General features: G+C 44.1%; 1 protein-coding gene. It reads right to left on the reverse strand.

Features of this window, described 5'->3' with window-relative positions:
- Positions 1 to 34: 34 nt before the first annotated feature.
- Positions 35 to 14,296 (reverse strand): non-ribosomal peptide synthetase, encoded by a 14,262-nt coding sequence (locus BMX50_RS09910; RefSeq protein WP_091210374.1) that lies wholly within the window; start codon positions 14,294 to 14,296, stop codon positions 35 to 37.
- Positions 14,297 to 14,339 lie beyond the last annotated feature (43 nt).

The raw sequence follows: 14,339 nt of genomic DNA on the forward strand, positions 1-14,339 counted from the left end.
ATAAAAATTCACCTATTTCCATAAAACCTGTTACTTAAAAACTCATGATGCTATCCGTATCGTTATCATCCAGAAATTTATCCAATTCCTGATAATTTATCTCGGCCCCTAAGCCGTAGTCGGCGGGTGTAAATATTACTTTTGATTTAGCTTGTTCCAAACAATGATTTATTAATTGTGACAGGTAGGTTATGTACTTTAGCGACAAATCATTAATTGTTGTTTCAATATAATGCCTGTTACTAAAACTCCAGTTTATTATCAATTCCCCGGCAATAATATAACTATTTATAGTGATTTTAACCGGCGAAAACTGACTTTTGTTTATCGCTTCTCCACTATTTTCTTCAGCATAATTAAACCAATTGCCCACGCTTACTGCCTGGTCAAACTGCCCCAGGTAATTGAACATGATATCCCACGGATCATTTCCCTGCAAACCATCGGCCTTGTTGATGTATTTTAATACTCCAAAACCCAGGCCTTTATCAGCTACTTTTCTTAAATCTTCCTTAACTGCTTTTATCAATTTATCTGCATCTGTTTCGGCCCGGAGTTTTACGGGGTATAGACTGGTAAACCAGCCCATGGTATTACTAACATCAACTTCATCTGTTATTGGTTCGCGGCCATGCCCTTCAAGTCCTATTACTACCTGTTGTTTACCAGTCCAGCTGCATAAAGTGGCGGACAGGGCCGCCAGTAATAAGTCATTTATCTCTGTATGGTATACCTTTGGCACTTCACGCATCAAAAGTGTGGTATAATCGGCATTAAGTTTTACACGGATATTAGCCATGTCGCCCATTTGAGCTTTACCGATAAAAGTTGTATCAACCGGTAAAGATTCATAGCTACTTGCAATCTGCTCCCAGTATTTCTGTTGTGTCAGCAATCTTCCGCTTTGGCTGTATTGAGTTAAGGCCTGATGCCATTGCCTGTATGAGCTGCCTTTTGCACCTAAATCAAGCCGTTCGCCTGTGCCGATATTGTCAAGCAGGATGTTTAAGTCATTTAAGATAATCCTTAATGATACGCCGTCAACTGCCAAATGATGAATAACAACAGAAAGCCGGTTTCTTGTTGCAGTGGCTGGCATTTTCATTAGCACCACATTGATCAGCCTGCCATCGGTAATTGATAAACTGCGCTGATATTCGTTTGTGTATGCACTTATGCCGGCATTTAAATCCTGTATATCGGTCAGATCTTCTACCTGCACATTTACCTGCATCGTACCGTAGCGTTGCACCCAATTACCATTGATATCGGTGTATTGCAACCTTAAAGCATCATGATGGGAAACCAAAACATCAAAACACATTTGCAAGGTATCGACGCTGATATTTTTATCTATAGATAATAAAACGGCTTGATTATAATGTGAGATCTCTGTTTCGTTTTTTTCAAGATACCACTGCTGAACAGGCAATAAACCTGCCTCTCCGCTTAAAACACCCTGTTCGGTTTTGATTTTATTAACACCATTTTTCTGTACAGCTTCGGCCAGACGTGCTATCACCTGGTGATAAAATATATCCCTGGGCTGAATTTCTATACCATATTTACGTGCCCTGCTCACTACCTGTATCGTTAAGATAGAGTCTCCGCCGAGCTCAAAGAAATTATCATAAACACCTATACCATCCAGGCTTAAAAGCTCCTGCCAGATCTGTACCAGTTGCTCTTCAGTTTGATTGCGCGGTGCAACGTAGGTTTCTGGTATTGTACTGTTTATTTCTGCTTCAGGTAACGCTTTTTTATCTATTTTACCATTCACTGTTAATGGCAAACTTTCCATTCTTACCCAAAGTCGCGGCACCATATATTCTGGTAAACGTTCCTGAAGATATTGCTGTAATTGCTGCTTATCATAAATAGCTTTATCCACTACTACATAGGCTATCAGGCGTTTAATGCCTTGTTGATCGGCCCGGGCAAGTACTACGGCCTTCGTCACATCAGGGTTTTGCAACAGCACATTTTCGATCTCTCCCGGTTCTATCCTATAGCCGCGGATCTTTACCTGGTCGTCTGCGCGACCGAGGTATTCCAGGTTTCCATCGGCCAGCCAGCGTGCAATATCTCCGGTACGGTAAAGGCAACCGCCTGCTTTAAACGGATTTTCAATAAACTTAGCTGCAGTTAAATCCGCATTATTCAAGTAACCACGTGCTATGCCTGCACCACCGATGTAAAGCTCTCCCTTTACTCCTATAGGCTGCTGATCTCCCTCTTCATTCAATACATACAACTGCGTATTCGAGATTGGCCTACCGATAGGGATAGCCAACGGAATATCAGAAAGACTGTCCGAAAGTTTAAAACTATAAACGCTGCAACCTACTGTAGCTTCCGTAGGGCCATATTCATTTATGATTTCTGTATCACATTCGCCGGTATGATATCCGTCAAAATGGTTAAGCCAAAGCGCTTCTCCGCCAATTACCAATCTGTCGGCAAGTTTGTTCCTGTCTTCAATGGATATAGCTTCCTTTAGCAAGCTGATATGGGCTGGAGTAATTTTTATAAATTCATATGGCGCATATTTTAACAGGTTGGCATCTTCAAATACGTTATCATATTTTGTACCTGCAATCACCATCAACCTGCCATTAATCAATGGCATAAACAAACCTGTAACCGAGGCATCAAACGTATAAGACAGATGCGTAAACGTACCCGATTTGTTATGACTATCGCCGATATATTTCGTTATGTTATTTACGAGATAATTGATCAGGTTGCCATGTTCCACCATCACGCCTTTAGGTTTGCCAGTTGAACCTGAAGTATAGATCACATAGGCCAGCTGATTTGGATTGATAGTAATATTTAGATTTCCTAAGCTTTGTGCTTGTATTTCCTCGTTATTATCCAGTTGGATAACATGAGCATTTACATCCGCCAGGTTTACCTTACCTGTACTGCTGCTTAATACAATTGGTGCTTTTGTATCGTTAAGGATATAACCGATCCGCTCTTTGGGATATTCGATATCAACCGGCACGTAAGCTGCACCCGTTTTCAGGACACCCAAAATGCCCGCCATCATATTGATACCGCGCTCAATGCAGATTGCTACCAGCGATTCTTTGCCAGCACCTTGTTGTTTCAGGTAGTTCGCAACCTTATTTGATTCCTCGTTTAATTGTTGATAAGTTACCCTTTCATCTTCGAATATGATCGCGGTTGCAGTTGGCGTTTCTGTCACCTGTGCCTCAAACAGGCTAATAATGTTTGCTTCTTTCGGATAGGTTGCTGTTGTTTCGTTGAACGCTTTTAATTCCTGTTCTTCTGCTTTGCTAAGCAGTTGCAGTTTGTTAATTACAGTTGATGGTTCTCCAGTTACTGAGTTGATCAGCTCTGCATAATGCCCTGCCAATCTTGCAATAGTCGCTGCCTCATAAAGGTCGGTGTTGTATTCGGTTACGATCCTGATCCCGTCTTTAGTTTCTTCGGCATTATAGCTCAGATCATATTTGCTCGACTGGCTACCTACCCTTTCTCCCGTGATTTTGATATCACCTAATTCGAGCATAGGGATCGCTCCTGTATTCTGCAATACAAACATTACCTGAAACAGTGGACTCCTGCTCAAATCCCTTTCTTTCGCTACTACTTCTACTATTTTTTCAAACGGCACTTCCTGGTGGCTATAAGCTTCAAGAGTGGTTTGTTTTACTTTGGATAATAGTTCTGTAAATGCCTCTTTGCCATCTATCTCTGTCCTTAACGCCAGTGTATTTACAAAAAAGCCTATCAAATCTGCTGTTTCTTCCCTGTCGCGGTTGGCTACTGGTGCACCTACACAGATATCTTTTTGGCCGCTGTAACGGTATAATAACACTTTAAATATGGTTAACAGTGTCATATACAGCGTTGCCCCCCGTTCAAGGCTTAACTTTTGCAGTTTTGTTGCTTGTTCTTTTCCTATAGTAAACTCATACACCGCCCCCCGGCCGCTTTGTACGACAGGACGAATATAGTCAGTTGGCAGCTCAAGCGTAGTTAAACCTGCTAACTTTTGTTCCCAGTAGTTTAATTTGTTTTGAAGCCTGTCTGCATCAAGGTATTCCCTTTGCCAGATCGCATAATCTGCATATTGGATCTCAGGGCTTTTTAGTTCCGGCATTTCGTTATTGTTGTAACTGCCGTACAACTTACTGAACTCTGATACCAGTACAGGCATTGACCAACCATCCGCTGCAACATGATGAAGTACCAATAGCAATAGATATTCATCAGTTCCTGTTGCAATCAGCTCTGCACGGAGCATATCGTCTTGCGACAAATCGAATGGTCTTAATGTTTCTTTAGTAATATAATCCGTAAGTTCTGATTCTTCTTTCGCTGATAGTTTTAACCGCCAGTTGTTTTCTTTAACATGTTGATAGCCCCGTCCTTCATGCTCCCTGATCACCGAACGCAAAACTTCATGACGGTTCATGACTTCTTTCAGGGCATTTTCAAGGGCGATTATATTTACATTACCCTCAAGTTTCAGCAATGCAGGTATATGGTATTGCACGCTGCCCTCTAATCTGTCAATAAACCATAACCTTTCCTGGCTGTAGGACAACGGGATATATTCAGGCCGAGGGTTTACTTTTTCAATCGTACCACCCGCTGATGTTACGCTTTCTTCTTCCAGTTGTTTTGCCAAATCGGCAATAGTCGGGTAAAAAAACAAATCGCGGATCTTCAGCTCTTTGTTCAGCTCCCTTCTTACCTGCGAGATAACCCGCATGGCCAGCAGCGAATGGCCGCCCAGCTCAAAGAAATTATCTTTTGTGCTGATCTTTTCTACACCCAACAACTCTTCCCATATCTTGGCCAGTTGCCTTTCTGCCCTTGTTTCCGGTGCGGTATAGCTTTCTTCATGCCCTGCTTCTGCATCAGGCAATGCCTTTTTATCTGTTTTACCATTGGGTGTCAGTGGTATCCTTTGTAAGTTTACCCATAACCTCGGCACCATGTATTCCGGCAACCTTTCACCAAGGTAGTTTTGAAGCTCCTGTTTGTCGTAGGATTTTTCATCCATGACCACGTAGGCAGTCAATCTTTTCGTGCCCTGCTTATCTGCTCTCGCCAATACTACTGCCTGTCTTACGTTTTCGTTTTGCAGCAGCACCTGTTCTATCTCGCCAGGTTCGATCCGGTAACCCCTGATCTTCACCTGCTCGTCTATCCGGCCTAAATATTCAATATTACCGTCTGGCAGCCATCTGCCCAAGTCGCCAGTCCTGTACAGCCTCGCGTTGGGCTCTTCGCTGTATGGGTCTGTGATGAACTTCTCTTTCGTCAGTTCAGGTTGGTTCAAATATCCCCTGGCTACCTGTACCCCACCGATGCAGATCTCACCCGGTACACCTATCGGGTTTAACTCTCCTGAAACACTCCTTACGTGGATTTGTGTGTTCGATACAGGCATACCGATCAATGCAGCTTTGTTGATGTCTTCTATGGTATAATAGCTGGCACATACCGTACTTTCGGTCGGGCCATAGCTGTTTACTATTACTGTGTCCGCGTACAGCTTATCTATGAAGCCCGGCTGCAAGAGTTCGCCGCCGCTGATAATATAGCGCAGACTGTTTGTATTGAGCTTGTTATTACCCTTTTGACTGTTCAAATAGGCTATTACCGTAGGTGTGGCGCTTAATATCGTTACCGACTCTTTTGAAATCAGGTGGATGATATCATCTGCATCTTTACCACCTTCTTTTACGATCACTACTTTTGCGCCGCTGAGCAGTGCCGGATAAACTTCCTCGCACATCGTATCAAAGGATACTGATGACTGCTGCAGTACTTTATCTTCCGCTGTGATCCCGAAGTAGTTTATAAAACCTGTACAGTAATTGGAGATACTTTGGTGCTCCACCATGACACCTTTAGGTTTGCCTGTTGAGCCCGAGGTATACATGATGTATGCCAACTGCTTTGGTTCAATCGTGATGTTCTGGTTTTCACCGCTTTGGTTTGCAATTTCCTCGTTGTTATCTAATTCGATAACCTGAGCAGTTGTATTAGCTATATGTGCTTTTCCTGTACTGCTGCTCAGCACAATGCTGGCTTTGGTATCCTCCAGGATATAACTGATCCGCTCTTTCGGGTAATCCAAATCAACCGGTACATAGGCTCCCCCGGCTTTCAGAATACCCAGGATGCCGGTTATCATGTTGGGTCCGCGCTCTATGCAAATCGCTACAAGCGTTTCTTGGGTTACGCCTTGTGCTTGTAAATAGTGCGCTATCCGGTTCGATTGCTCACTCAGCGTTTGATAGCTTACTGTTTCGTTTTCGAATACCAGTGCCGTAGCTTCCGGTGTAGCTTTTGCCTGTGCCTCGAAAAGGCTGATAATATTCTCTTCTCTTGGATATGCTATTGACGTTTCGTTGAATGCCTTTAATTGCCCCGCTTCTGCTTTGCTTAGCAATTGCAGTTTACTGATAGGAGTATTATCAGGTTCGTTGATTATCGATGTTATCAGCTCCACATAGTGCCCTGCCATTCTTGCAATGGTTCCTGCTTCATAAAAATCGGGATTATATTCCGCTACGATCTTGATCCCCTCTTTGCTTTCCTCTGCATTATAACTCAGGTCGTATTTACTTGACTGCTCGCCGGGCTTTTCGCTACTGATTTTAATATCACCCAGTTCAAGTGCCGGGATAACGGCCGTATTCTGCAGCGCAAACATCACCTGGAACAGCGGGCCCCGGTTCAAATCCCTTTCTTTGACTACCGCTTCTACTACTTTTTCAAACGGTACTTCCTGGTGACCGTAAGCTTCCAGCGTGGTTTGTTTTACTTTGCTTAATAATGCCGTAAATGTATCATTACCGTCCAGTCTCGTTCTCAGCGCAAGCGTGTTTACAAAAAAGCCGATCAGTTCTGCTGTTTCTTCTCTATCACGATTTGCTACCGGTGTTCCCACACAGATATCTTCCTGACCGCTGTACCGGTAAAGCAGCACTTTAAATATGGCCAGCAGTGTCATGTACAGTGTTGCTCCCTGCTCCAGGCTCAGCTTCTGCAGCTTTGCTGCCTGATCCTTGCTTATCGTAAACTCGTATAATGCACCTTTATTTCCTGGTTCGACTGCGTGCCTATGGTCTGCAGGCAGTTCTAATGTAGCTGTACCTGCCAGTTTTTCTTCCCAGTAGCTCAGTTTACTTTGCAGTTTCTCTCCGTTAAGGTATTCCCTTTGCCAGATTGCGTAGTCCGCATACTGAATCTCCGGTGCTTTTAGCTCCGGTGTTTTATTGTTGTCGTAATCGTTGTAAAACCTGCTGAACTCCCGTACCAGTACCGGCATCGACCAGCCATCGGCAACAATATGGTGGAGCATCAGCAGTAATACATATTCGTCATCACCCCTTGCAATCAGCTCTGCCCTCAGCATATCATCCTCCGACAGATCAAACGGTCTTACTGTTTCTTGAGCGAGATAGTCTTTCAATGCTGCCTCGCTTTCGTTTGACCCGCTTTGTTTTAATGTCCAGTTGTTGGTTTTTACATACTGGTAGCCCTGCCCTTCATGTTCCCTGATCACCGTACGCAGCACTTCATGGCGCTCTACTACTGTTTTCAGCGCGTTTTCCAGTGCTCCGGTATTGACTTTGCCCTGCAACTTTAACACTGCTGAGATATGGTACGATACGCTCCCTTCCAGCCTGTCGATAAACCATAACCGTTCCTGGCTATACGACAGTGGGATATATTCTGGTCTTGGGTTTGCTTTTTGTATAGTTCCTTCGGTTGTTGATTCTTCAACTTCCAGTCGTTTTGCCAAAGCTGCAATGGTGGGGGATACAAACAGGTCACGGATCTTGAGCTCTTTATTCAGTTCCCTTCTTACCTGCGAGATCACCCGCATAGCCAGCAGCGAATGACCGCCAAGTTCAAAGAAGTTATCTTTTGTTCCTATCTTTTCTACACCCAGCAGCTCTTCCCAGATTTTTGTTAACTGTTTCTCTGTTTGGCTTTCCGGTGCGGTATAGCTTTCCTCGTGACCGGCTTCTGCCTCCGGCAGTGCCTTTTTATCTGTTTTGCCGTTCGGGGTTAATGGCAGGCTGTCCAGCCTTACCCATAGCCCTGGCACCATGTATTCCGGTAGCCTTTCGCCCAAATAGTTTTGAAGCGCCTGTTTATCATAGGCTGCTTCATCTATCACCACATAAGCAGTCAGTCTTTTTGCGCCTTGCTTATCTGCGCGGGCCAGCACTACGGCCTGCCTTACGTTTTCCTGTTGCAACAGCACCTGTTCAATCTCGCCCGGCTCTATCCTATAACCTCTGATCTTTACCTGGTCGTCTATCCTCCCAAGGTATTCGATGTTTCCATCCGGTAACCATCTCCCCATATCCCCAGTTCTATACAACTTTGCGTTGAGGTCTTCGCTGTAAGGGTTTGCGATAAACTTTTCCTTTGTCAGTTCCGGCTGGTTCAGATAGCCTCTGGCCACCTGAACACCGCCGATGCAGATCTCGCCAGGTACACCGATTGGGCTTAAACCACCTGATTTACTTCTGATATGGAGCTGCGTGTTTGATACTGGTGCGCCGATGGGCGGCAATACAGAAATATCTAAATTATCAACAGTATAACTACTTACTACATGTGCTTCTGTAGGGCCATACTGATTAATCACTTTTACTCCAACATTCTTAATCAAAGCCCTTACTTCATCTGTGATTTTCAATTGCTCCCCGGCCACAATAATTTCTTCAACCGAAAATGAAAAATCCGGATCGGCAATAATCTGTTCCGCTAAATTTTGGAGCACAACCACAGGTAAAAACAAATGTGTTAGCTCATACTTAACAATATGGTCAATCAAGGCATCCATATCACGGCGGGTGTCGCCGTCAATAAGGCAAAGTGTATTTCCAAAGCAAAGGGTCGAGAATATCTCCTGGAAACTTACGTCAAACGTGTAAGCTGCAAATTGTAAAACCCTGCGGTCTTTATTTTCAAACTGCGTTTCCTGCCAGTTCAACAAATTAAACATACTTCGCTCCGGCATCATCACGCCTTTAGGTTTCCCCGTTGAACCTGAAGTATACAGGATATAAATCAACTGTTTATCATTGATGTTTACATCAATGTTCGTTTTGCTTTCATTAGCTATATCCTCTTCGTGTTTTCCATCTAACTCAATTACAGCCACTGAATTTAAAATTCGTTTGCTGCTTTGTCTGCTGCTCACCAATACGGATGCACCTGTATCGGCTATCATATAATCGATCCTATCCTGCGGGAAATCAGGATCTACCGGCACATAAACGCCGCCTGCTTTCAGAATGCCGAGAATAGCAACGATCATTCCCAAGCCGCGTTCTATACATACAGGCACAAGGGTTTCATTAGTAACACCCTGCTTTTGCAGATACCGGGCTAATTGATTTGAGCGTTCATTTAAGACACCATAACTCAGTTCTTCGCCGTCAAATACAAGTGCTATTGCATCAGGATTCTTTGTAGCCTGCCCTTCAAACATACTGATAACACTCCCGTTTCTGGCATAATCAACTTCTGTGGCGTTAAATGTTTTAAGCTGATTACTTTCAGCTTCGCCAATCATCTTCAAACGACCAACAGATTCATGCGGAGTATCAACTATCGCGCTAAGCAATTGATTGTAATGGCCAGCCATACGATCGATAGTTGGCTCATCATAAATATCGGTATTGTATTCAAGCCCGGCACGCAAACCGTTCTCCGATTCGATGATAAACAGTGTGATGTCAAATTTGGCGGTATGATGAGCCTCATGTGTTTGCTGCAACGTTAAATCACCAAGCTGCAGTTCAGGTATACGGGCTGTGTTCTGTAATACAAACATAACCTGAAACAGCGGGCTTCTGCTCAGATCCCTATCCTTCACCACTGCTTCAACCACTTTTTCAAATGGTACATCCTGGTGCTCATAGGCTTCGAGCATAGTTTGCTTTACCTGTGCCAGAAGCGTTGTAAATGACATATCGCCATCCAACTGGCTCCGTATAGCTAATGTGTTAACAAAAAAGCCTATCAGCTCGGCTATTTCAGCCTGGTTACGGTTTGCTATCGGGCTGCCTACGCAGATATCTTCCTGCCCGCTGTAACGATATAATAAAACATTGAATGCAGATAGCAATGTCATGTAAAGAGACACACCGTTGTGTACGCTCAACGCATGCAGATTGCCTGTAACTTCCTTATTTATTTCAAACTCATATAAAGCTCCGTTAGTGCTCTGTTCCGCCGGGCGCTGACGGTCGGCAGATAATTGAAGCGTGGAAACGCCGGCTAATTTCCGCTGCCAGTAAGCCAGCTTCGAAGCCAGTAAGTCGCCTTGTAGCGTAGCTCTTTGCCAAATGGCATAGTCAGGGTACTGTATAGTTATTACAGGTAGTACAGGCTTTCTGTTATTTGAAAAAGCACTATATAATTCAAGCCATTCTTTTGCCAATATTGCCGATGAAGAACCATCCGAAGCAATATGATGCATGGTTAAAATAAGCGTGAACTCATTTTCACTAACTTTTATTATTTCAGCACGCAACAGGTCATCCTGCGATAAATCAAATGGCTGTGCTATCTGCTGGTTTATATATTGCGCAAGCGATAAATTCTGATCCTCGTAATACTTCGCTTCGGTTTGTTTTAAAGCCCAGGCATTCCCAGGTTTTACGTACTGATATCCTTGCCCCTCGTGTTCAACAATCACTGTACGCAATACTTCATGACGGTTCACAATTTCGCGAAACGTATTTTGGAGCGCATCAATATCTAACTTACCTGATAAATTAAATACCGCCGGTACATGGTATTGCACACTGCCATTCATCCGGTCGATAAACCAGAGGCGCTCCTGGCTATATGAAAGGGGAATACGTTCGGGACGCGGTTGTGCAGTGATATGGGTTGATGTATTTTGCTCCGCACGGCCTAATCGCGAAGACAAGGAACCTATTGTTGGATAATCAAACACTTCGCCGATAGAAAGGTCTTGTTCAAAGGCTTTTCTGACCTCGGCTATTAACTTTACAGCTAATAAAGAGTGGCCACCAAGTTCAAAAAAGTTATCGTTGATCCCGATCTCATCTATCTCCAAAATATTTTGCCAAATTTCGGAAAGTTTGATTTCAGCTTCATTGCGGGGGGCCGCATATGCTTTACCGGCCACTTGCATTTCAGGATGAGGTAAGGCTTTACGATCTATCTTGCCGTTAGCGGTTAATGGAATAGCTGAAAGCTGGATAAGGTGCGAAGGCAACATATAATCGGGCAAATGCGCCTTCAGGTAGATATTTAAACCAACAGGGTCAAATTTGGCCGATGGTACAATATAAGCTACCAGTTGTTTATTTCCCAGTTTATCGTCAATGGCTAACACTGCGGCATGGCTTACAAATTTGCTATGCTCAAGCGCAAGGGCAATTTCACCCGGCTCTACCCTATAGCCCCTTATTTTTACCTGATCGTCAATGCGGCCCAAATATTCTATATTACCATCGGCGCGCATAACCACGCGGTCACCGGTACGGTAAATGCGTGCCCCTTCCCTGCGATAGGGATCGGCAATAAACTTTTCTTTGGTTAATTTAGGGAGGCGATGATATCCTTGTGCAAGCCCGCGGCCACCTATGTAAAGTTCGCCGGGAATGCCAATGGGGCAACGCTCCATTGCTTTACCTAAAACGTAAACAATAGTATTTGAAAACGGGCGGCCAACAGGGATACGGGAGCCTTCAATTAATTGATCGGTTGTCTCGTACAATAACTTACCAATGGTAGTTTCGGTCGGGCCGTAATGGTTAACAACCCGGCAATTGCTGTAGCGAGCTATACGTATTACAGACTCTTTCGGTAAAGTTTCACCGCCGAAGATGAGCAGTTTTGCAGGCAATAAAGGAGCACCTGTATCGGGAGACAAGGCTTTCCAATGCGACGGTACAATTTTGATACAATCAATCCGGTGCTGATCAAAATAATGATGAATCTGATGAACATTGCTTACTGTTTCTTTGGAGAAAACATGCAGTGTACCACCGTAAGCCAACGAGCTGAACAATACGGTATTGCCGAGGTCTGTTGCTATTGTCGACATCAGGCCAAAGGTTTCGCATTCGCTGATATTTGTACGCTCGTTTAAACCGTATACGTAATCCAACAGGCTATCATGATCAATCAAAACGCCCTTGGGTTTGCCTGTTGAGCCGGAAGTATAAATTACATAGGCCAAATGGCTGGATGACGGGAATATTTCGGGATCACTTTCCGGTTCGATGGAAAGCTCCCACTCCATATTATCCAGTTCCAGCACCTTTTGGTACTCAGTTATCGCAGCCGCCCGATCTGCAAACTTGCTGCTGCTCACAATAATTCCGGCCCGTGTATCATCCAAAATGTGTTTTACCCGGTCATCCGGAAAATCTGTATCTACCGGCACATATGCACCTCCTGATTTAAGGATTCCCAAAATGGCTACGATCATTTCCAAACCGCGTTCCATATAAACCGGCACCAATGCACCTGCCTTTACACCGTAGCGTTGCAGATGATGCGCAAGCTGATTGGAACGAACATGCAGTTCACGATAGCTTAAAGCCTTGCCTTCAAACATCACTGCCAGCCAATCAGGATTGTGCAATGCCTGGGCCATAAACAATTCAATGATAGTTTCATTTGCGATGTACGCACAATGGCTGCGTCCGTTTTTCACGAGCCATAATTCCTCTTTACGGCTTAACAACCTAAGTTTGTCAATCTCTGTATCAGGGTTTGATACGATGGAAATCAGCAAGGTTTCGAAATGTTTAATCATGCGCCTGGTACGCGCTGTGTTGTACAGATCGGTATTGTATTGTATAGCCCATTTTAAGCCATACTTTGTTTCTGTTACAAAAAAAGTAAGATCGAACTTTACTGTCTTATGTTCTATACCATAACTTGACAATTCCAAATCGCCAAGGGTTATGGCAGGTATTTCAGGGGTATTGCCCAAAACGAGCATTACCTGAAACAGCGGACTAACACCGGCTTCCCGTTCTTTTACCGTTGCTTCCACAACCCGCTCAAACGGTACATCCTGGTGAGTAAAGGCATCAAGTACAGTTTGCTTTACCTGCGCAAGCAGCTGGTTAAACGTAGCATTGCCATCTACCTGATCACGAAGTGCAAGCGTATTTACAAAAAAACCAATCAATTGCTCCAGCTCCTGTTGCGGGCGGCCGGCTATTGAGGTACCAACGCAAATATCTTCCTGTCCGCTGTACCGGTAAAGCAATACCTTGAAAGCGGCGAGCAGGGTCATATACAATGTTGCCCCGTTTCGCTGGCTTAATTTATGTAATGCCGCTGTGAGGTCATTACCAGTATTGAATGTTAATGTAGCTCCATTTACAACTACACCTGCCGACCTGGTATTATCTGCCGGCAATTGCAAAGGTTCAACATCTGCAAGCTTCTGCTTCCAATACTCCAGCTTATTTTCCAGATGCTGTTCATACAGAGGCTGGCGTTGCCACAGGGCAAAATCGGCAAATTGCAGCGACAATGCAGGCAGCTCAAGTGTTTGTTTTTTTGAATATGCCTCGTACAAAGCGGCAATTTCCTGCACCAGGATAGGCATCGACCACGCATCGCCAGCGATGTGGTGCATGGTGATAATCAGCACATGCATTCCATTTTCAAGCCCGATCACATCGGCACGAAGCATATCATCGGCGGCAAGGTCAAAAGGCTTTTCAATAAGTGAGTTGATCCGCTCCTTTAGTTGCTCGGAGCCACTTAAGTATCTGCCTGATAATTCGCGCCCTAAACGCCAGCCGTCAACAGCTTTTATTTCCTGATAAGCCTCTCCTTCCTTTTCCCGAATCACAGTGCGAAGCACTTCATGACGGTTAACAATTGTTTTAAAAGTATTTTCCAGTGCCTCCACATCCAGATGCCCTTTCAGTAAAAGCACTTCGGATAAATGATATTGCAAACTGCCCTGCAAACGGTCAATAAACCATAAACGCTCCTGACTAAATGATACGGGGATATTTACAACTGCGTCTCTATCAAAAGATGTTATCTTACCAACCCCTTCAATATTTGTTTTTACGTTCCAATTATCCTGTTTTAAAAAAGTAATTATCGCCTCTTTATTCTCCCTGATTTCGTCGATAAGCAACGGATCGACAGTTGCATTTTCAGGGATCTGAAGTTGCAGACGATCGCCGTTCAATATGATTTTCACATCATTTTGTTCGGCCAGGTACAAAATATCGATAGCTTTAGTAAACAGTTCTTTCATGTACTACTTTTTTTGAAAAACGAAGATTAAAGGGAACAGGGTC

The organism is Mucilaginibacter gossypiicola (assembly GCF_900110105.1).
In the GTDB taxonomy this organism is placed as follows: Bacteria; Bacteroidota; Bacteroidia; order Sphingobacteriales; family Sphingobacteriaceae; genus Mucilaginibacter; species Mucilaginibacter gossypiicola.

Coding starts and splice junctions, on each gene's coding strand:
- BMX50_RS09910 (WP_091210374.1), bottom strand. CDS start 14,296: ATGAAAGAACTGTTTACTAAAGCTATCGATATTTTGTACCTGGCCGAA.